Source organism: Christiangramia sabulilitoris, assembly GCF_007050985.1.
Classification (GTDB): Bacteria; Bacteroidota; Bacteroidia; order Flavobacteriales; family Flavobacteriaceae; genus Christiangramia; species Christiangramia sabulilitoris.
Map to the genome: position 1 here is coordinate 636,391 of NZ_VHSF01000001.1, position 21,857 is coordinate 658,247.

Annotated in this window: 20 protein-coding genes; 15 read left to right on the forward strand and 5 right to left on the reverse strand. The window is 40.2% G+C overall.

The features are described from left to right. Positions 1-89: 89 nt before the first annotated feature. Both ribH and FGM01_RS03015 read right to left on the reverse strand, forming a co-directional pair. Positions 90-596, reverse strand: coding sequence for a 6,7-dimethyl-8-ribityllumazine synthase (gene ribH, locus FGM01_RS03010; protein WP_143409656.1), 507 nt, complete (start codon positions 594-596; stop codon positions 90-92). A gap of 3 nt (positions 597-599) precedes the next feature. After that, on the reverse strand, positions 600-1,373 hold the full coding sequence (locus FGM01_RS03015) for a tetratricopeptide repeat protein (RefSeq protein WP_143409657.1): 774 nt from the start codon (positions 1,371-1,373) through the stop codon (positions 600-602). A 147-nt stretch (positions 1,374-1,520) separates the two neighbouring features. Between FGM01_RS03015 and recF the strand changes: the two genes are divergently transcribed. Genes recF through FGM01_RS03035 form a run of 4 tightly spaced genes read left to right on the forward strand, consistent with a single transcriptional unit; the run spans position 1,521 to position 3,556 of the window. Next, entirely contained in the window at positions 1,521-2,600 is a 1,080-nt protein-coding gene (gene recF / locus FGM01_RS03020; protein WP_143409658.1) for a DNA replication/repair protein RecF, read from the forward strand. Further along, on the forward strand, positions 2,597-3,037 hold the full coding sequence (locus FGM01_RS03025) for a lipocalin-like domain-containing protein (RefSeq protein ID WP_143409659.1): 441 nt from the start codon (positions 2,597-2,599) through the stop codon (positions 3,035-3,037). Before recF ends, FGM01_RS03025 begins: the two co-directional genes overlap by 4 nt. Then, complete coding sequence (locus FGM01_RS03030; protein ID WP_143409660.1) at positions 3,015-3,314, forward strand: DciA family protein; 300 nt, start codon at positions 3,015-3,017, stop codon at positions 3,312-3,314. Before FGM01_RS03025 ends, FGM01_RS03030 begins: the two co-directional genes overlap by 23 nt. A gap of 17 nt (positions 3,315-3,331) precedes the next feature. Then, complete coding sequence (locus tag FGM01_RS03035; RefSeq protein WP_143409661.1) at positions 3,332-3,556, forward strand: hypothetical protein; 225 nt, start codon at positions 3,332-3,334, stop codon at positions 3,554-3,556. A gap of 538 nt (positions 3,557-4,094) precedes the next feature. On the opposite strand, the gene FGM01_RS03040 is transcribed toward FGM01_RS03035, so the two are convergent. Both FGM01_RS03040 and FGM01_RS03045 read right to left on the reverse strand, forming a co-directional pair. Further along, positions 4,095-4,514 carry a nucleoside-diphosphate kinase gene (locus tag FGM01_RS03040; protein WP_143409662.1) on the reverse strand — a complete coding sequence of 140 codons (420 nt, stop codon included), beginning with the start codon at positions 4,512-4,514 and terminating at the stop codon, positions 4,095-4,097. Between the two features lie 75 nt (positions 4,515-4,589). Further along, positions 4,590-5,606, reverse strand: a complete 1,017-nt coding sequence (locus FGM01_RS03045) for an alkaline phosphatase D family protein (protein ID WP_143409663.1) — start codon at positions 5,604-5,606, stop codon at positions 4,590-4,592. Positions 5,607-5,683: 77 nt separating this feature from the next. Here FGM01_RS03045 and FGM01_RS03050 point away from each other — a divergent pair, with 77 nt between their 5' ends. The 3 genes from FGM01_RS03050 to FGM01_RS03060 all read left to right on the forward strand — a co-directional run bounded on the left by FGM01_RS03050 (position 5,684) and on the right by FGM01_RS03060 (position 8,470). After that, positions 5,684-6,700, forward strand: a complete 1,017-nt coding sequence (locus FGM01_RS03050; protein WP_143409664.1) for a DHH family phosphoesterase — start codon at positions 5,684-5,686, stop codon at positions 6,698-6,700. Next, positions 6,697-7,257 carry a gliding motility-associated peptidyl-prolyl isomerase GldI gene (gldI, locus tag FGM01_RS03055; protein ID WP_143409665.1) on the forward strand — a complete coding sequence of 187 codons (561 nt, stop codon included), beginning with the start codon at positions 6,697-6,699 and terminating at the stop codon, positions 7,255-7,257. Before FGM01_RS03050 ends, gldI begins: the two co-directional genes overlap by 4 nt. A 79-nt stretch (positions 7,258-7,336) precedes the next feature. Next, the gene (locus tag FGM01_RS03060) at positions 7,337-8,470 is read left to right on the forward strand and encodes a peptidylprolyl isomerase (RefSeq protein WP_143409666.1); all 1,134 of its coding nucleotides are present in this window, start codon (positions 7,337-7,339) and stop codon (positions 8,468-8,470) included. Positions 8,471-8,547: 77 nt separating this feature from the next. Here the strand turns inward: FGM01_RS03060 and FGM01_RS03065 are convergent, their stop codons facing one another. Further along, positions 8,548-10,008 carry an aminoacyl-histidine dipeptidase gene (locus FGM01_RS03065; RefSeq protein ID WP_143409667.1) on the reverse strand — a complete coding sequence of 487 codons (1,461 nt, stop codon included), beginning with the start codon at positions 10,006-10,008 and terminating at the stop codon, positions 8,548-8,550. Between the two features lie 88 nt (positions 10,009-10,096). On the opposite strand from FGM01_RS03065, the gene FGM01_RS03070 reads away from it, so the two are divergent. The 8 genes from FGM01_RS03070 to FGM01_RS03105 all read left to right on the forward strand — a co-directional run bounded on the left by FGM01_RS03070 (position 10,097) and on the right by FGM01_RS03105 (position 21,801). Then, a complete protein-coding gene (locus tag FGM01_RS03070; RefSeq protein ID WP_143409668.1) occupies positions 10,097-11,170 on the forward strand; it encodes a DUF3810 domain-containing protein in 1,074 nt (357 codons plus the stop codon). A gap of 84 nt (positions 11,171-11,254) precedes the next feature. Then, positions 11,255-14,221 (forward strand): amidohydrolase family protein, encoded by a 2,967-nt coding sequence (locus FGM01_RS03075; RefSeq protein WP_143409669.1) that lies wholly within the window; start codon positions 11,255-11,257, stop codon positions 14,219-14,221. Between the two features lie 14 nt (positions 14,222-14,235). Continuing rightward, positions 14,236-15,549: an amidohydrolase family protein gene (locus FGM01_RS03080; protein WP_143409670.1), complete on the forward strand. Its 1,314-nt coding sequence runs from the start codon at positions 14,236-14,238 to the stop codon at positions 15,547-15,549. 176 nt (positions 15,550-15,725) lie between these two features. After that, positions 15,726-16,547, forward strand: coding sequence for a TrmH family RNA methyltransferase (locus tag FGM01_RS03085; RefSeq protein WP_143409671.1), 822 nt, complete (start codon positions 15,726-15,728; stop codon positions 16,545-16,547). A gap of 5 nt (positions 16,548-16,552) precedes the next feature. Continuing rightward, on the forward strand, positions 16,553-17,791 hold the full coding sequence (locus FGM01_RS03090; RefSeq protein ID WP_143409672.1) for a M48 family metallopeptidase: 1,239 nt from the start codon (positions 16,553-16,555) through the stop codon (positions 17,789-17,791). A gap of 35 nt (positions 17,792-17,826) precedes the next feature. Further along, positions 17,827-20,037, forward strand: coding sequence for a RelA/SpoT family protein (locus tag FGM01_RS03095; protein ID WP_143409673.1), 2,211 nt, complete (start codon positions 17,827-17,829; stop codon positions 20,035-20,037). A 24-nt stretch (positions 20,038-20,061) separates the two neighbouring features. After that, positions 20,062-20,517, forward strand: coding sequence for a Fur family transcriptional regulator (locus tag FGM01_RS03100; protein WP_143409674.1), 456 nt, complete (start codon positions 20,062-20,064; stop codon positions 20,515-20,517). A gap of 12 nt (positions 20,518-20,529) precedes the next feature. Next, positions 20,530-21,801 (forward strand): adenylosuccinate synthase, encoded by a 1,272-nt coding sequence (locus FGM01_RS03105; RefSeq protein ID WP_143409675.1) that lies wholly within the window; start codon positions 20,530-20,532, stop codon positions 21,799-21,801. Positions 21,802-21,857: the final 56 nt, after the last annotated feature.

Consider the following 21,857-nt stretch of genomic DNA (forward strand, 5'->3'; position numbering starts at 1 on the left):
TACTCAAAATGCTTCAGAAATCCGAAGCATGAGGGTGTTAATAAATGCGCAATAACAATGCCGTTCTGAAAACGCTGCCAGGCTTTCTGCTAGCCTTTGTAGAATTTAGCGTCCTTTCTTAGCTGGGCCATTTTAATAGCCGCTATAGCCGCCTCAGTGCCTTTATTTCCATGCTTCCCTCCGCTTCTTGCCCGGGATTGCTCGATGTTATTATCTGTAAGCACACAGAAAATTACCGGTATATCATTCTGTATATTCAGGTCTTTGATACCCTGGGTTACCCCGTCACACACAAAATCAAAATGCTTGGTCTCGCCCTGGATCACACTGCCCACGGCGATGATCGCGTCCAGCATTTCAAAACTTTCCTGCATCTTCTTACAACCATAGATCAGCTCAAAACTGCCGGGAACATTCCATCTAACAATATTCTCCTTCTTCACATTATTCTCTAAAAATGCATCAAAAGCACCCTGAAATAATCCTTCTGTGATCTCGTCATTCCACTCAGAAACAACGATCCCAAACCGAAAGTCTTTCGCGTTTGGGATCGTATCTTTATCGTATTGTGAAAGGTTATTACCTTCTGTAGCCATATATTAGTTTTTCATAGCGCGTGCCTGCCCAAGGTAAATTGGCACCTTGTCTGCCTCAGGAGCCTCTGGATATTCATCTTCTATTTCCAGAAGATATTCCTCTGCTTCATCTGCCTCACCTAATTTAATAGCGGTGATCGCGGCTTTTAATAAAAATCTTGGTGTGGTGAATGAATTAGATCTCATTTCAGCAGCTTTCTCGTAATATCCTAAGGCCTCTTCAGGCTGATCCAGCTGTAAAAATGCATCTCCGATCCCTCCTGTTGCCAAAGCTGCGAAGATCTCATCATCACTTTTAAATCCTTCCAGTTGCTCGATGGCTTCCTGGTATTTTCCTATTCTCAAATAAGCGAAACCGGCATTGTATTTTGCCAGGTTTGCAGCATCTGTACCTCCATAGTTCTCGATGATATCAAGAAAACCAAATTTACCTTCACCACCGTTAAGAGCCAGATTGTATAAAGAATCACTGGCGGTTCCATTAGCTCTAAGAGCAGAGGCCATGTAATCCTGGGCCTGGGCCATTTCATTTGCAGCCTCATTTTGCTTTGGCTCCAATATAAAACGGTTATATCCTAAATATCCTAAAACAGCAACAATAGCCACACCAACGATGATGTAGATATATTTTTGATTATTGGCTACCCATGTTTCAGTTCTACTCGCTCCTTCGTCTAAAGTATTAAAAACTTCTGCAGTGGTAGATTCCTGTTCTGCGATTTGTTCTTTCTCCTCCTTATTGGAAGGCTTGTATCCTCTTTTCTTATACGTTGCCATAAAAATTTGTTAATGCGTGGCAAAAATAGAATTTTTTGTGAAAATTAAAAGATAAATTATTTGTATTTTTTATATAATTTCAGCTTCTTCGGGAGCCGAAAATCACGCTCTGGAATTAACCGATTTCCTGCTGAAATACAGCGTTTTATGCATTTAAAAAATCTTAGCCTGCTTAATTACAAGAATCTTAAGACGGCTGAATTTGATTTCGATGAAAAGATCAACTGCCTGGTTGGAAATAACGGGGTAGGTAAAACTAATGTCCTGGATAGTATATATCATCTCTCCTTCGGAAAAAGTTATTTTAACCCTATTACTTCTCAGAATATAAATCACGATTCAGATTTTTTTGTCATTGAAGGTGAATTTGAGAAAAATGAAAAATCTGAAAGGATCCTGGCCAGCGCCAAGAAGGGACAAAAGAAGATCATTAAGAGAAATAACAAGGCTTATGAAAAATTAAGTGAGCATATAGGCTTTATCCCTACGGTAATTATTTCTCCGGCAGACCGAGACCTTATTATCGAAGGTTCAGAAACCAGGAGGAAATTCCTGGATGGGGTCATTTCCCAGAGTGACCAGGTATACCTTAACCAGTTGTTGCAATACACCAAATTGGTTTCCCAGCGTAACTCCCTTTTAAAATATTTTGGCGCAAACAATACTTTTGAAAGAGACACTCTGGAAGTATACAATCTTCAGCTAAGCAGCCTGGGACAGGAACTGTTTGAAAAAAGAAAGAAATTCCTGAAAGAATTTATCCCGATCTTCAACAAACGATATTCAGATATCACGAATAATAAGGAGGAAGTGCATATTAATTATAAGAGCCAGCTATTTGACAATTCACTTTCCAACCTTTTGGAAGAGCAACTGCAAAAAGATATGGCTTTGCAGTACACTTCTGCAGGAACACATAAGGACGACCTCAGTTTCGAGATAGCGGGTCATCCTATTAAAAAGTTTGGTTCCCAGGGTCAGCAAAAATCTTTCCTGATCGCACTAAAACTTGCGCAATTTGATTTTATCAAACAAATAAGCAAGGTAAACCCAATCCTCTTACTGGATGATATTTTTGATAAACTTGACGAAAACCGGGTAGCACATATTGTAGCTTTGGTAGCGACCAATGAACTGGGACAAATTTTCCTGAGTGACACCCACGCAGACCGAACAGAGAAAGTGGTGAAAAGCAGCAATCAATCCTATAAAATTTTTAAGCTTTGAAAAGACTTGCTATAATTCTAACAATTCTGATTCTTTTTGCCTGTTCCCGGAATGATCCAAAAGAACAATTAAAAAACCTGAACGGTTACTGGCAGATCGAAAAAGTGCAAATGGAAAACGATTCTGTAGTGGAATATAGGTTAAGTCAATTAATCGATTATATTGAAATAACAGATTCAACCGGTTTCAGAAGGAAACTAAAGCCTAAAATTGATGGTGGTTTTATCAAGAATTCCAATGATTTAGAAAAGATAACTGCAAAGATCGAAGACAATAGTCTTATTCTCTACTATTCGACGCCATTTGACACATGGCAGGAAGAAGTTCTTGAGGCAACCAGCGAGAATCTGGTCATTTTAAATCGGGACAATAAAACCTATTATTACCAACGCTATAAACCTTTACTAAGTAAGAATGAAGAAAAGACGGAAGAATGAAGAAATGAAACTGGGCGATCTGCTTAAGAGTTTCGTAGATGAAAACAAACTGGATAAAGGGCTTAACCAGGTTAAGATCAGGGATGTCTGGAATAGCCAGATGGGCCCGGCAATTGAAAAATATACTACCAATCTATTATTAAAAAAAGATACTCTTTATGTACAGCTAAGTTCTTCGGTTCTAAGAGAGGAATTGAGCTACGGGAAAGAAAAGATAATCAGGAACCTCAACGAGGAAATGGGCAAAGAACTTATTTCAAAACTGGTTTTGAGATAAAATAAATAACGGTCGAAATGAAACATAATATAAAAGTATTCCTGATCTATTTTATTTCTTTTATCACCATATTTTCAATATTCAGGTACCTCATCAGCTATATTTTTCCCGAATTGCGCCATCTCTATATGATGATCTCCGCTGCTGTAATTACCCTGGTTCTTTCACCCAGACTGGACAAAGATCAGAATGGCAGATATATTTTGAGATCTCTTTTCCTTAAGAAACCACTTATAAAATAAAGGAATTCATTAAAGCCCTGGAACTAGCTCAGGCTGACGACCAAAAGGTAATCCGTCATGCTGTCCCGAAGCATCGGGAGTTTCAGCATCTCAGGTTTCAATACCTAAAAACAAACCCTGAACCTCCCGAATTCTCGGGACAGGGTGACGATAACCATGGAATTTCGTCATGCTGAATTTATTTCAGCATCTACATTCTAAAAGTTACAATTCTACAATCCATAAGTTGTCAAACCAACCGCGCTAAATTTGATGAATTTTACTGCAAATTGAGAACCTGGAACTGGTTCAAGATGACGACCAGAAGATAATACGTCATGCTGCACCGAAGCATCGGGAGTTTCAGCATCTCAGGTTTCAATACCTAAAAACAGACCCTGAACCTCCCGAATTCTCGGGACAGGGTGACGATAATCAAGGGATTTCGTTATGCTATTCCGAAGTTTCGGGAGTTTCAGCATCTCAAATTCATCAAAATACAGACATAAAAAAACCGGACTTTTTGAGTCCGGTTTTTTAATTTATTGAAATTGTTCTCTTAGAACATCTCTCTTCCTGCAAAATGGAAAGCACCTTCGATCTGTGCATTCTCATCGCTATCACTTCCGTGAACCGCATTTTCTCCAATGCTGGTCGCATATTTTTTTCTGATAGTTCCTTCAGCAGCCTCTTCTGGGTTTGTAGCTCCAATCAAAGTTCTGAAATCTTCAACAGCATTATCTTTTTCAAGAATAGCTGCAACGATAGGACCACGAGTCATAAACTCAACTAATTCCCCGAAGAATGGACGCTCTTTATGCACCGCATAAAAAGTTTCAGCATCTCTCTGAGTCATTTGAGTAAGCTTCATCGCTACGATTCTAAATCCTGAAGCTGTGATCTGGTCTAATATTCCACCAATATGCCCGTTCTCTACTGCATCTGGCTTAATCATGGTGAATGTTCTATTATCTGCCATTGTATGGTTTTTAAATTCCGTGCAAAAATAAATAATTCCTTTCCATAAACAAGCCCTTTAAGCTTTTATGTTCACCTACTGAAATTCAACCAGATAATCCTGCTGCAGTTTATTGTTTTCACCCCGCATTTCCATGAGCACTTTCTTTTTACTTAAATCGAATTTCAACAACCCAAAACTTTTGTACTTCACTACCTCTCCTACCCTGTACCTGTTAGGCTCACCGTCAAAATCTACATAGGTATGGGTAAGTCCGCTAGAGGTGAAATCCACCAGGGGATAATCCAGACCTTCTACTCTGGTTTTTGAAAATTCTGAAATATGGCGATCTCCGCTTAGTAGGATGACATTTCTGGCTTTGGAAGAGATCAGTAATTCTTTAAGTTTCTCAACTTCAGAAGGGAAATTAGCCCATTTTTCAAACCCGTGTTCTGCTGAAAGGATCTGTATACTTGACAGAATAACATTGAAATCGGCTTCGCTATTATTCAGCTCCTCTTCCAGCCATGCCCATTGCTGCTCCCCAAGAATGGTCCCTTCAGAAGGCGCATATCTTTTTTCTGGATCTAAATTCTCTTTTAATTCATCTCTAAAATACCGGGTATCCAGAAGGATCACTTTTATGCTTCCCTTTGGTGTTTCAAATTCTTCAGCGTAATAAACTCCTACCCTGCTCCTTCTTGTACTGTTGGCCGGGACATCCATAAAATCCAGAAACAACTGCTGACTTGCCTCTTTTAAATGCCACTGCTTTCCGCCGTCATTCAGTCCATAATCGTGATCATCCCAGGTTGCCAGAACGGTCGTTTGATTCAGCACTTTTTGATAACCCTTATTTTGCTTTTGCACCAGATAATCTGCTTTCATTTTTTTGGCATTATCGGTATCACTGTATATGTTATCGCCTCCCCATAAAAATACATCGGGGTTGTTCTTGAGAATAGCACTCCATAATGGTTGCGGCGCATCTTCGCGATTACAGCTACCAAAAGCGATCACAAAATCGGCTTCATTTTCAGGATTGATCCTGGAAGAGCTTCCGCAGGAAAGTAAAAAAAGGAATAGTGGAAAAAGCTTAAATACTATCTTCATGAGTTCATTTTTGTATTGCAAATTTAAAGGAAGCATTATTTCTGAAGTATTATTAAATTGTATATTTAGCCCCGATTATGATAGACACAAGAATACTGGAGATCACGGCCGAACTGGCCCGAGCAAAGAATATAGTTATAGTGCCCCATAAAGGACCAGATGGCGATGCCATGGGTTCTACACTTGGATTAATGCATTTTTTAAGAAATAAGGGACATGAGGCAACCGTTATCGCGCCTAATGATTATCCACATTTTTTAAAATGGCTACCTGGCAATGACGAGGTAATCATTTATGAGAATGATAAGGAAAGATCAGATGAACTTATCTCTAATGCTGAGATCGTCTTTACCCTGGATTTTAATGACCTGAACAGGTGTGGCAGCATGCAGGATGCTCTGCTTGAGTCTGATGCAGTGTTTGTAATGATAGATCATCACCAGGAACCTTCAGATTATGCGCATTATACCTATAGTGATTCCAAAATGAGTTCAACCTGCGAGATGGTCTATAAATTTATAGACAAACTGCGCGCGGCTAAAATGATCACACCAGAAATTGCCACCTGCTTATATACAGGAATTATGACCGATACCGGGTCCTTCCGCTTCAGCTCTACTTCCAGCCATACACACAGGGTTATTGCAGACCTTATAGATAAGGGTGCACAGAATGATAAAATTCATAACAATATCTACGATACCAATTCTGAAAATAAATTTCAATTACTGGGTACTGCCTTGCAAAACCTTAAGGTGAATAAAGACCTGAGAACAGCCTATATTAGTCTTTCGCAGGAAGAACTGGACCGGCATAATTTCCAGAAGGGGGATACCGAAGGTTTTGTAAATTATGGCCTAGCCCTGGATGGAATAATTTTCGCGGTAATTTTTATCGAGAAAGAGAATGAGAACATTATCAAAATGTCCTTCAGGTCTAAAGGAGATTTTGATGTAAACAAATTTGCCAGGGCACATTTTGAAGGTGGAGGCCACATCAATGCAGCCGGTGGTAAAAGTAATTTATCCTTGAATGATACTATCGTGAAATTCAATGAGATCTTACCACAATATTCTGAACAGCTTAAAAAATGAGAATTTTCATCATAGTAATAATATTCCTTTCTGTAGCCGGATGTAAATCGCCGGAAGCCAGATATCCGGTTACCCAGAATTCGGGATCCTATATAGATGAGTCTGTAGAAAGAAATAAGGAAATGATCGCTGAGGAAGAAGATTATATCAAACAGGTAATGGGAGAAAACAGCAGTACCGAATACCTGGATTCTGCGGAAGGCTTCTGGTATTACTATAATCAAAAATCTACAGACAGTACTAATACCAGAACTCCCCAATTTGGAGACGTGGTGGTATTTGACTATACTATTTCTACTATTGAAGGTGAGCCTATTTATGCTGAAGGGGAAAAACCAACCCGCGAATACGCGATGGATAAGGAGAAATTATTTACAGGTTTAAGACAGGGTCTTAAGATCATGAAAGAAGGAGAAACTGTAACCTTTCTTTTCCCTTCTCATAAAGCCTTTGGCTATTATGGGGATAGAGACAGGATTGGAAGTAATAAACCTATTACTGCAAGGGTGACTTTGCACGAGATCAAAGATGAAATAAAACAGGAAAACAATAATTAAAAAACAAATGAACCTCTTCGGTGTAACGAAAAGAACCGGTGGGGTACATTTTATTGAACCAGAAAACAATTATTTACATATGAAAACAAAGAGCATTTTTTTACTATTAACACTAGCATTCTCCTTATTCGCCTGCAATGAGGAATACCCGGAATTAGAAGATGGAATGTATGCCGAATTCAATACTTCCCTGGGACCTATAGTTGCTGAACTTTACTTTGAGGAAACACCAATGACCGTAGCGAGTTTTGTTTCCCTTGCGGAAGGTACAAGCACTATGGTAGACAGCACATATAAGGACAAGAAATATTATGACGGTCTTATTTTTCACCGTGTTATCGATGGCTTTATGATCCAGGGTGGTGACCCTACAGGTACAGGTAGCGGTGGACCGGGTTATAAATATCCAGATGAGTTCGTTGATTCCTTAAGCCATGATGCTAAAGGAGTCCTTTCTATGGCTAATGCCGGTCCGGGAACCAACGGAAGCCAGTTCTTTATCACTCTTGCTCCCGTGCAGCAACTTGATGGAAGACATACCGTTTTTGGTAAGATCGTAAAAGGCCAGGATGTTGTGGATTCTATCGGGAAAGTAGAAACAGGACCACGTGACCGTCCCGTAACCGATGTGGTAATGAAAGAAGTGAACATCATTCGCAAAGGGAAAGCAGCTAAGAATTTTGATGCTTCAAAAAGTTTTGAAGGCCAGTTGGCTGAAATAGAAGCAAAAAAAGAAGCTGAATCTAAAAAGATGCAGGAGATAGCTGATGAAAAAGTAAAAGAATTTCAAAAATTTGAAAGCGAGGCAGACTCTTTAGATAGCGGTCTGAAAATTTACTTTCTAAATAAAGGTGATGGAGAAAAGCCTAAGAATGGTCAAACCGTAAATGTTAATTACGAAGGCTATTTCGCTAATGGTACTATTTTCGACACTAACAAAATGGAACTTGCTAAAGAGCTAGGTATTTATGACCACCGTCGTGAATCTAGTGGCGGATACAATCCTATGCCTACCGTTTATGGACCAGACGCTCCTATGATTCCAGGTTTTAAGGAAGGAATTCAGCAAATGAGCATTGGTGACGAGGCTTTAGTATGGGTTCCAAGCCATCTTGGTTATGGGGAAAGAGGTGCCGGCGGTGTAATTCCTCCAAATACAGACCTGATCTTCAAAATAGAACTTGTAAAAATGGACGAGGAGGCTTCAAAATAGCCGAAAAGAAATTTTCATAACTAAAAAAGCCCTCAGCAATTAAGCTGAGGGCTTTTTTGTTACACCTATTCCTGATTCTAGTTTTCAGGAATATTCTTTAAAACTTCCAGAAGGAACTTCCAGTATTTCTGTGCTGAACTAATACTCGCTCTTTCATCTGGAGAATGCGCTCCCCTGATGGTTGGCCCGAAGGAGATCATATCCATTTCAGGATAATGACTACCTATGATCCCGCATTCCAGGCCTGCGTGACAGGCTGCAACGTCTGCCTTTTCTCCATTTAATTTCTCATAGATCTCATCCAGGGTTTTAAGAATGGCTGAATCACTATTTGGTGCCCAGCCCGGATATTCACCAGAAAGCTTCACCTCGAATCCTGCAAGTTCAAAAACAGACTTCAGCGAACTGGCAAGATCATCCTTCGATGATTCCACAGAGCTCCTGGTAAGACATTTAATTCTTACCTCCCCATCTTTTACAGTAACATTCGCCACATTATTGGATGTTTCCACGAGGCCTTCAATTTCAGGACTCATTCTGTACACTCCATTATGAGCTCCGGCGAGCGCTAAAAGAACATCGCGCTGAGACTTTAGATCCATAATAGAATTCCGGGTGGTTATTTTCTGAATGTCGATCTTTAAATTAGGCTCTAAAGAAGCATATTCAGTTTTTATATCTGCAGCCCTGGATTCAAGAGCTTTTTTAAAACTTTCCTCTTCGGTATCGGGCACGGCTACAATAGCTTCACTTTCACGTGGAATTGCATTTCTAAGCCCTCCCCCATTGATCTCAGAAACTCGAAGTTTTAAATCTTCCGAAGTATTCAACAACAGGCGGTTCATCATTTTATTAGCATTACCAAGCCCTTTGATGATATCCATTCCCGAATGTCCTCCCATGAGTCCTCTTACCTTTACGGAATAAGAACGATAGGTATCCGGTAATTTTTCCTCGTCATATTTCCTGGTTGCGGTAATATCAACGCCTCCAGCACATCCTATTCCAATTTCATCATCTTCTTCAGTATCCAGATTCAAGAGGATGTCCCCCTCAAGCAGGTCCGGGCTTAAACCTTTAGCGCCCGTCATCCCGGTTTCCTCATCTATTGTAAAAAGCGCTTCGATCGCAGGATGCTCTATGGTATTACTTTCCAGGATCGCCATCATAGTGGCAACGCCAAGGCCGTTATCGGCTCCCAGAGTAGTGCCTTTCGCACGAACCCAGTCACCATCCACATACATATCTATGCCCTGGGTGTCAAAATCGAAATCTGTGTCGTTATTTTTTTGGTGCACCATATCCAGGTGCGCCTGTAGTACGATCTTCTTGCGGCTATCCATGCCCTTTGTAGCAGGTTTGTAGATAACTACATTACCCACGCTATCTACCACAGTCTTGAGATTTAAATTATTTCCGAAATTTTTTATGAATTCTATAACCCTCTCTTCTTTTTTTGAAGGCCTGGGAACCGCGTTGAGATCGGCAAATTTATTCCATAGAACCCTGGGCTCCAGCCCTCTTATTTCTTCATTCATTGATCTAATTTTTGGTATCTTCACAAAGGTATTCGAATTTACCGATTTCGAAAATTTGATCCCTCACTAATATTTGTATTTTTAAATCGTGAAGCGAAAATCTGTCCTCCTTCTTGCTATTCTATTTCCGGTCCAGATCATTGGTATAAATATACTTTCCAGGTTTCCAGACTTCGTGGAGAAATATTATTCGTTGGGCATATACCCGCTAATCTCCAGGGTTATGCGATACAGCCTTGGTATTATTCCTTTTTCTCTGGGTGACCTTCTCTATGGAATGCTGGTTTTGCTTTTGATCGCCTGGCTGGTGCGCAGAATTTCCGAAAAATTTAAAGTTCCCGGGAAGTGGATCCCAGATGCGCTTGCCACCTTATCTGTGATCTATTTCTGCTTTCACCTGTTCTGGGGTTTCAATTATTATCGTCTACCATTGCATAAAAGTCTGGAAATAGAAAATGAATATACCACAGAAAGCCTGGTACGCTTAACTGAGATCCTCATAGACAAATCGAATAAAATTCATTCTGAACTGGCATCGAATGATTCAGTTAAGGTGGATTATAAGTTTACCAAAAACGAATTATTTGAGATCACGGTGGCCGGATATGAGAACATCCGGAAGGAATATCCGGAGTTAACCTATAATGGTGAGGCTTTAAAACGTTCCATTTACAGTTTACCTCTCACTTATATGGGTTTTAATGGATATCTGAACCCACTCACCAACGAGGCTCAGGTAAATACGATCATTCTGCCTTATAAGATTCCTACTACCGCAAGTCACGAAATTGGACACCAGCTTGGATTTGCTAAGGAAAACGAGGCTAACTTCATTGCCTGCCTGGTTACCATGAACCATCCCAATGAATATTTTAGATATTCCGGTTATACTTTCGCACTCAGTTATTGCCTGAGCGAACTCTACCGTAGAGATAAAACAAAGGCCGAAAATTTAATAGAAAAGATGAATCCCGGAATCCTGGCAAATTACCGGGAAGTAGATGCCTTCTGGTTGAGGCATCAAAATCCTTTCGAACCAATTTTTAAAGCCACCTATAATCGCTATTTAATTGCAAATAACCAGACAGACGGAATGAAAAGCTATAGTTATGTAGTGGCGCTGCTGGTAAATTATTTCGACGACACGCGGAATGCACTGTAAACAATGGTGAATTAGCTTATTTTTATTACTTTAATGCCCTTAAATTTTAGACCAATCCTTATTACTCTAAATCTATTGAACTTTATGAAATTAAAATTGCTGACCCTGGGTCTATTCCTCTGCTTTTGCACAGCGCAATCACAGGAATATTTCCCCAAGAATGATGGTGTTAAATCCCGAAATACCAATTATACCGTATTTAAAAATGCAAAAATCCACCTCGATGCAAAAAACGTGCTCGAGAAAGGAATGTTTGCGATCAGGGAAGGTAGAATAACCGCCGTTGCTAAATCTATCAATATCCCTAAAAACAGCATCGTGATAGATCTGGAAGGGAAAGAAGTATACCCATCATTTATCGACCTATATACAGACTTTGGGATTCCGAAACCGAAAAGAGCAGAAAACGGTAATGGTCCACAGTATGATGCGGGTAGAGAAGGTTACTACTGGAACGACCATATTAGACCAGATACCGAAGCTATTGCTGAATTCAGTTTTGATTCTAAAGAAGCTGAAAAACTTCACAAAGCCGGGTTTGGGGTGGTAAATACTCACGTCCCTGATGGAATTGTTCGGGGTACCGGAATGCTCGTAGCTTTAACTCCTGAGGTTAGCGAAGGAGACAGAATACTTGACGAGCGTTCTTCACAATATTTAAGCTTTGAGAAAAGTGTAAAATCCAGACAATCTTATCCTACTTCTACCATGGGTACTATGGCCTTATTACGCCAGGCTTATCTGGATGCAGAATGGTATGCCAGAGGAAATGCCAAAAACAAGGACCTGGCACTGGAAGCATTGAATAAGAATAAAAACCTGGTACAGATCTTTGCAACCGATAATCTGTTGAACGAATTCAGGGCCGATAAAGTTGGAGATGAATTTGGAATCCAATACGTCATTGTAGGTAGCGGTAACGAGTACCAAAGGATCAATGAAGTAAAGGCTTCTAATGCCACCTACATAGTTCCCCTTAAATTCCCGGATGCTTTTGATGTGGAAGACCCATACCTGGCCAACCTGCTTAGTCTTGAAGAAATGAGAGAATGGAATCAGGCGCCGGCAAATTTAAAAGTACTTTCAGAAAATAAAGTGCCTTTCGCCTTAACCACCAATTCTATAGATCCTGAAAAAGATTTCAGAACCAACCTTTTAAAGGCTGTGGAATACGGTTTAACCAAAGAAGCTGCCCTGGCAGCACTTACCACAATTCCGGCGAAAACAATTGGGAAAGAAGGAAAACTTGGAGTAATTCAGGAAGGTGCCTGGGCAAATTTCCTTATTACTTCGGGAGATTATTTTGAAAAGGAAACGACGCTTTACGAGAACTGGATACAGGGAGAAAAAAAGGTTCTCAACAGTATGGATGTCACGAACATTACAGGTAACTACGATCTTAAAATCGATAATAACACCTATAGCCTCAACATTAGCGGAGAGCCTTCAAGCCCTAAAACCGATGTAAAACTTGGAGAAACCAAAATTGGATCCAAGATCAGTTTTAATGATAACTGGATGAATTTGCTACTATCTTCTCCCGATACTACAAAAACTGAATTCATCAGGCTGGTGGCAAATATCCCGTCTAAAACTGATACATTTTCCGGTAAAGCTATTTTACCTGATGGAAAAGAAACCAGGTTCCAGGCGGTGAGAAAGGAAAGTACAGACAAGGATAAAAAAGATAAGAAGAAAAAAGAGGATAAAACCCGGTCTATCGTCGCGGTAACTTATCCTAATGTTGCCTACGGTTTTAAAAATCAACCTGAACAACAAAATGTTTTATTTAAAAATGCGACTGTCTGGACCAGCGAAGAAACAGGAGTTCTTGAGAATACAGATGTTCTTGTAAAAAATGGAGAGATCGTAAACGTTGGTCAGGGACTAAGTGCCGGCGGAGCCAGGGTAATTGATGCAACCGGCAAGCATCTTACCGCCGGGATCATTGATGAACACTCACATATTGCTGCTTCGGCCATTAATGAATCAGGACATAATTCTTCTGCTGAAGTAACCATGGAAGATGTGGTGGACCCAACAGATATCAATATTTATAGAAATCTGGCCGGTGGTGTAACCACAATTCAATTATTACACGGCTCGGCAAATCCTATCGGAGGCCGCTCTGCGATCCTGAAATTAAAATGGGGTGAATCTGCCGATGACATGATCTTTGAGCAGGCACCGCCATTTATAAAATTTGCTTTAGGAGAAAACGTAAAACAATCTAACTGGAGTGGTTCCAGATTTCCGCAAACCAGAATGGGTGTGGAACAGGTATTCACAGATTATTTTAGCCGTGGAAGAGCCTATGAAAATAGCAGGAATGAAGAAAACTTCCGTAAAGACCTGGAAATGGAGACCATTGTCGAGATCCTTAATGGAGAGCGATTCGTAACCTCTCACTCTTATATTCAAAGTGAGATCAATATGCTGATGAAAGTTGCTGAAAAATTTGGATTTAATATCAATACTTTCACCCATATCCTGGAAGGATACAAGGTAGCCGACAAAATGAAGGAACATGGAGTTGGTGCTTCTACGTTTTCAGACTGGTGGGCTTATAAATACGAAGTAAATGATGCCATTCCCTATAATGCGGCGATCATGAATGAAGTTGGTCTCACCGTAGCCATAAATAGTGATGACGGGGAAATGAGCCGGAGACTAAATCAGGAAGCGGCTAAAAGTGTAAAATATGGGGGGATGAGCGAAGAGGAAGCCTGGAAAATGGTTACTATAAATCCTGCGAAATTACTCCATATCGATAAACTTACAGGAAGTATCCGGGAAGGTAAACAGGCCGATCTAGTATTATGGAATGAGCATCCTTTATCCATTTACGCCAAACCTGAAAAAACAATGGTAGACGGAGTGATCTATTTCGATCTGGAACGTGACAGCCAGATGAGAGCTGATATCAGAAAAGAGCGAAATGAGCTTATCGGCCAGATGCTGAAGGCAAAGAACAATGGTGTTAAAACTCAGCCGGTAATCAAAAAAGAAGAGCAACGAGTACACTGTGATCTCCTGGAAGAAGTAAAATAAAATTTAGAAGAAAAATGAAAACTATACATACATATATCATCGTCGCCCTCCTGATAATCTCAGGAAATAGCTTTGCACAGCAGACACCTGCCGGCAAACAGGAAGGCCCTGTTACAATTGTAGGAGCTACGGCTCATTTGGGAAATGGAGAGGTAATTGAAAACAGCCTGATAATTTTTGAAGATGGTAAGCTTATCGAGGTGATCGATGCCAGCCTTACCAAAAGACAATATCCGGGAAAAATCATAAATGCCAAAGGCAAACATGTATATCCAGGTTTTATTGCTCCTAATTCTACCCTGGGACTGGTTGAAATAGATGCCGTTAAAGCGACGGTAGACCAGGATGAAATGGGAGAAATGCTTCCTAATATCAGGAGTTTGATCGCCTATAATGCTGAAAGCAAGATCGTAGAGTCCATGAGACCAAACGGTGTACTTTTGGGACAAATCGTTCCAAGGGGTGGTAGAATCTCCGGGACTTCATCTATCGTGCAATTCGATGCGTGGAACTGGGAAGATGCCGTGATCAAAGAGAATGACGGTTTACATATTAACTGGCCAGATTTTTACCGCAGAGGACGCTGGTGGAGAGGTGAGGATCCAGACCTTAAAGCAAATAAGGAATACCAGGAGAATGTACAGAATCTATCAGATTTCTTTGCTGCCTCCAAAGCATACCTGGATGGTAACCGCGATTATAAGAACCTGCCCTACCTGGCCATGGAGCAGGTATTTAGTGGTGATAAAAAAGTTTATGTCCATGTAGACGGTGAAAAAGAAATTCTTGATGTTATTCAGTTTAAAAAAGAACACGCACTTAGTGATGTGGTCATTGTAGGTGGATATTACGCACTGGATGTAGCAGATGCTTTAAAGAAGAATGACATTCCGGTGCTGGTTAACAGACCTCACAGCACTCCAGAACAGGCTTATGAAGACTACGATTATCCCTACAAATTAGCAAACCTGCTACACGAAGCAGGCGTACTTGTTGCTATTGAAAGCAGCGGGCAAATGGAGAGAATGAACACCAGGAATATCCCTTTTTATGCCGGTACTGTAGCAGCATTCGGGATGAATAAGGAAGATGCTTTAAAGCTCATTACTTTGAATACGGCAAAGATCCTTGGCATAGATGAAAATTATGGAAGCCTGGAAGAAGGTAAATCTGCAACCTTATTTATTTCTGAAGGTGATGCTTTGGATATGCGTGGCAACATACTTTCCCATGCATTTATTGATGGCAGGGAAATAAGTCTGGCAACACACCAGACTGAGCTCTGGAAGAGATATTCAAAAAAATACGAAGAGCAGGAAGGAGAATAGTTTTCTCTGAAATTTTAAGGTTGTCTGAAATCAGGACACGTACGTCTGAAACTCCTGGCAGTTTCGCTTTAGATTAAATAATTGATCTTTAGGGATCCTGAAATAAATTCAGGATGACGTCATTTCTGGTTTCAGGCAACTTTTTTTATGCCTATTATCTACGTAATTTTACGCCTATGTTAAAACAGATCAGCAGCCCGCAGAATAAAGAAATCAAATGGCTGATTCAGCTGCAGGAAAAATCCAGGAACCGCAAAAAGGAAGGTTTATTCGTAGTGGAAGGCCTCAGGGAAATATCCCTTGCCCTGAAAGGTGGCTACTCCCCGCTTCATTTTTACTTCTTACCAGAAAAGGTCGATTTTGAACAACTTTTAAAGTTCTCGAAAATTAATACAGAACAACCGGCTGTAATTACTGAACTTACGGGAGATGTATATGAGAGGATCGCTTATCGCGGAAGTACTGAAGGTATTATGGCGGTATTCAGAACTAAAAATCACCTTTTAGAAAATTTAGAATTTCGCCAATCCAATCCGCTTATTCTGGTAGCAGAAGCTCCAGAGAAACCGGGAAATATCGGTGCAATTCTAAGAACTGCAGATGCCGCGGCCGTAGATGCGGTAATCATAGCCAATCCTAAAACCGACCTTTATAACCCTAACATCATCAGGAGCAGCGTAGGTTGCATTTTTACTAATAAGATCGCAACAGGAACAACCTCTGAAATCATCAAATTTTTACAGCAACAAAATATCAATATCTTTTCTGCCGCTTTACAGGCATCCCAGCCTTATCACGAGGTAGATTTTACTGGTCCTACTGCTATAGTAATGGGTACAGAAGCTACAGGCCTTAGTGACGAATGGCTGGATAATTCCACCCAAAATATTCTTATTCCCATGCACGGAGAAATAGACTCCATGAATGTTTCTGTCGCCGCAGGAATTCTTATTTTTGAGGCGAAAAGACAACGAATTACTTATACGTCACAAACCTGATCCCCTTGACTGCAGAAACTCTATTTTATATCATTATTGGCATTATTATTATCGATTTTATTTTTGATAAGTTCCTGGATGCGATTAATGCCAAACACTTTGATGACCCCATTCCGACAGAACTTGCTGATGTATACGAAAAGGAGGAATATGAAAAATCACAGCGCTATAAAAAAGAGAGGTTCAGATTTGGATTAATTTCCAGTACCTTTTCTGTACTTCTCACCCTGGCTTTTATATTTTTCGAAGGTTTCGCTTATGTAGATACGATCGCCAGAAATATCTCAGACAATCCTGTTTGGATTGCGCTTATTTTCTTTGGCATTATAATGCTGGGAAGTGATATACTCACAACTCCTTTTTCCTGGTACAGCACCTTCGTGATCGAGGAAAAATATGGTTTTAATAAGACCACCAAAAAGACATTTATTCTGGATAAATTAAAAGGGCTGGCCATGACTGCGGTTATTGGAGGTGGTATTTTAGCGCTTATAGTGTGGTTCTATCAGATAGCCGGCGATAATTTCTGGTGGTATGCCTGGATCCTGATCGCAGTTTTCATTGTCTTTATGAATATGTTCTATGCAAAACTTATTGTACCCCTTTTTAACAAACAAACACCATTGGAAAAGGGCTCATTGCGCACAAAGATTGAACAATATGCCCAAAAGGTTGGTTTTAAACTGGACAATATTTTTGTGATAGATGGCTCAAAAAGGAGCACTAAGGCTAATGCTTATTTTTCAGGATTTGGAAGTGAAAAAAGAATTACCCTTTACGATACACTTATTAATGACCTGGAAGAGGATGAGATCGTTGCTGTCCTGGCTCATGAAGTTGGACATTATAAAAAGAACCATATTATTGCAAACCTGCTGGCTTCCATCCTTACCACCGGGTTTACTCTCTGGTTACTATCGTTATTCGTTGGCAACCCGCTACTTTCTGAAGCCCTAAGTGTATCACAACCAAGTTTCCATATTGGTTTGGTTGCATTTGGGATTTTATACAGTCCAATTTCTGAAGTTACCGGCCTTATTATGAACTATATGTCTCGTAGATTTGAGTACCAGGCAGATAATTATGCCAAAGCCACTTTTAATGGCAATTCTTTAATCTCCAGTTTGAAAAAATTATCTAAAAACACATTAAGTAATTTAACCCCGCATAAAGCCTATATTTTTGTACATTACTCTCACCCCAGTCTCTTACAGCGGTATCGCAATCTAAAGACCGGGCACTAGTTGTTTCCTTTTAATCTTAATTGTATTTTTAACCTATGACAGAGGCGGCTATAGTAAAAGAAAACAAGCAAATTGCCAGACAGTATAAAGAGCTGTTGCGCATAAGTTATCAAACCCTGAGCGACGATGATAAAAAATTAATCCGTTTAGCGTTTGATACAGCTGTGGACGCACACAAAGACCAGCGCAGAAAATCTGGTGAAGCTTATATTTTTCATCCTATTGCCGTGGCTAAAATTGTGGCTTCAGAAATTGGTCTGGACGCTACTTCAATTTCTGCAGCTCTGCTACACGATGTGGTAGAAGATACCAGGTATACCCTGGAAGATATTAGGAAGATGTTTGGGGAAACCGTCGCCAAGATCGTAGACGGCCTTACCAAGATTTCCAGCCTTAAGAAAGATAAAGATGTTTCGCTACAGGCAGAGAATTTCCGGAAAATGCTTCTTACCCTTAATGACGATGTGAGGGTTATTATTATTAAAATCGCAGACAGGCTTCATAATATGCAAACCATGGATGCCATGCGTCCAGACAAACAGGTTAAAATAGCTTCGGAAACCCTTTATATTTATGCACCACTGGCCCACAGGATTGGTCTGTATAACATCAAAACAGAACTTGAAGACCTCGGTTTAAAATATACCGAACCGGAGGTTTACCACGATATACTCACCAGGATCAAGGAAAGTAAGGAAGACCAGGATGCTTATATTAAGGAATTTAGCCGGGTGATCCAGGATTCTTTGGATAAGGAAGACCTGGATTATAATATTAAAGGCAGGCCAAAATCGATTTATTCGATAAACCGAAAGATCAAAGCTCAGAATATCGATTTTGATGAGATCTACGATAAGTTCGCTATCAGGATTATTTATCGCAGTGATCCCTCACAGGAAAAATTCCTGGCCTGGAAAATATATTCCATAGTTACAGATCACTTCAGACCTAACCCTACAAGACTTAGAGACTGGATATCTTCACCGAAATCCACCGGTTATGAAGCTTTGCATATCACCGTAATGGGGCCTAAAGGGCGCTGGGTTGAGGTCCAGATTAGAAGTGAGCGGATGAATGAGATCGCCGAAAAAGGTTATGCCGCGCATTATAAATATAAGCAGGGAGATAATAATAAGGAAGAAAGAGGTTTTGAAGAATGGGTTACCAGGTTACAGGAAGCCCTTGAAAGCCCGGATGTAAATGCGGTGGATTTTGTAGAGCAATTTAAATTAAACCTGTATTCCAAGGAGATCTTTGTCTTTACACCGCAGGGAGATCTGAAGTCTTTACCAAAAGGCTCTACTCCACTGGATTTTGCCTTCAGTATACATACAGAAATTGGACTGCATACCCGTGGCGCGAGAGTGAATAATAAACTCGTACCCCTTAGCCATGAGTTAAAAAGCGGCGACCAGGTTGATATTATAACTTCAGACAACGCCAAACCTAATATTAACTGGCTGGATTATGCTACTACGGCCAGAGCAAGAGCGAAGATTAAATCTTCTTTAAAAGAGGAGAAAAAAGAGATCGCCGAAGAAGGAAAGGCAGTTCTTGCGAGAAAGCTGAAAGCACAGAAGATACAGTTCAATGAAAAGTCTATTAATGAACTGGTCGTCTTTTTCAATTTAAAAACCAGTCTGGATCTGTTCTACCGGGTGGGGATAGGCAAGATCGACAATAAAATGCTGAAGGATTTTGCCAATTCAAGAAGCAATTCCCTGGTTAGTTATTTTAAAAGCAAGATCAAGAAACCTCAGATTTCAACCGAGCTAGACAACGAAGATTTTACAGCAAAATATGATCAGCTTGTCTTTGGTAAAGAAGAGGAGAAACTTGAATATAAACTATCTAATTGCTGCAACCCTATTCCCGGGGATAATGTATTTGGCTTTATCTCTGTGAACGATGGTATTAAGGTGCATAAAAAAGATTGTCCCAACGCCCTGCAGCTGCAAAGTAATTACGCATACAGAATCATCCAGGCAAAGTGGATAGACAGTTCACAGCAGGACTTCAAGGCGGTTATTAATCTTGAAGGAATAGACAATCTTGGTCTGGTAAGTGAGGTGACTCGGGAAATCTCCAGCAACCTGCACGTAAACATGAAAAACCTTAATTTCGATAGTTCAGACGGAGTTTTCAGCGGCCGGATCACTTTGGTAGTAAAGAATAATAATATCCTGAATACCATCATCCAAAGGCTTAAAAAAATTAACGGGATAGACAAGGTTAGCCGTGAATAAACTTTTACCTTTGTACAGCAAATTATGAGCAAAAAAGTCGTAAATAAAAACGATCAGGCGGTCGTTAAAAACGTTTTCACCAAATATCTTGAAGAAAAAGGACACCGGAAAACCCCGGAAAGATTCGCTATTCTTCAGGAGATATATAACTCTGATGACCATTTTGATATTGAGTCTCTTTATATAAAAATGAAGAACAAGAAATATCGGGTGAGCCGCGCCACTTTATATAATACTATTGAATTATTATTAGAATGTGCATTGGTTAGGAAGCATCAGTTTGGACAAAACCAGGCGCAATATGAAAAGTCATATTTTGACCGCCAGCATGATCATATAATTCTTACCGATACCGGCGAGGTTATTGAGTTTTGCGATCCCAGAATACAAAGTATCAAACAAACCATAGAAGAGGTTTTTGATATTGAGATCAAAAAACATTCTCTTTACTTTTACGGAAATAAAAAATCAACCAATTAAGTTCAAAAATTCATGGCAGTAGATTTACTACTAGGTCTTCAATGGGGGGACGAAGGAAAAGGAAAAATAGTTGACGTTCTTACTTCCAAATACGATATTATTGCACGTTTTCAAGGTGGTCCAAATGCCGGGCATACCCTGGAATTCGATGGGCAAAAACATGTTTTACATACCATACCTTCGGGAATCTTTCATGATGACAGTATTAACCTGGTTGGGAATGGAGTTGTAATAGATCCGGTAATTTTTAAGAAAGAGCTGGATAATCTTGCTAAACATAATATTGACTACAAGTCAAAACTGATCATTTCCAGAAAGGCCCATCTTATTCTTCCAACCCACAGATTGCTGGATGCGGCTTCTGAGGCTTCCAAAGGAAAAGCAAAGATTGGATCCACCCTAAAAGGGATTGGTCCTACTTATATGGACAAAACAGGAAGAAACGGCCTGCGTGTTGGAGATCTTGAACTGGAAGACTGGAAAGACAGATATCGTGCCCTGGCAGACAAACATGAAAAGATGATCGCATTCTATGACGTGGATGTACAATATGATCTTCAGGAACTAGAAAAAGAATTCTGCAATGCGGTGGAAAGCTTGAAAGAACTTACCTTTATTGATAGTGAGGAATACCTGCATCAAGCCATGAAAAGCGGGAAAACCATCCTTGCTGAAGGTGCCCAGGGATCTCTTCTGGATATAGATTTTGGAACTTATCCATATGTAACTTCATCGAATACTACCGCTGCCGGAGCATGTACAGGTCTTGGTGTAGCTCCAAGGGAAATTGGTGAGGCCTTCGGGATCTTTAAAGCCTATACTACAAGAGTTGGGAGTGGCCCCTTCCCTACTGAACTTTTTGATGAAGTAGGAGAAACTATGGGACGTGTCGGGAATGAATTTGGCGCGACCACCGGCCGGAAAAGACGCTGTGGCTGGCTCGACCTGGTAGCTTTAAAATATGCTGTACAGGTAAACGGGATTACCCAGTTGATCATGATGAAAGGAGATGTGCTTAGTGGCTTCAAAACCTTAAAGGTTTGTACTGCCTATAAATATAAAGGTGAGGAAATTAAGCACCTTCCATATAATATTGAACCTGAAAATCTTGAACCTATCTATACAGAGGTTAAAGGATGGAAAGAAGATCTTACTAAAATGACAGATGCCTCTTCCCTGCCAAAAGAATTCAATGATTACGTTGAATTCCTTGAAAAAGAACTCGAAACGCCAATTACTGTGGTATCGGTAGGACCAGACAGAAAGCAAACGATCAACCGTTAGTTGATCATTAATCATAAAAAAACCCTCTGATCAGAGGGTTTTTTTATGATTTGAAG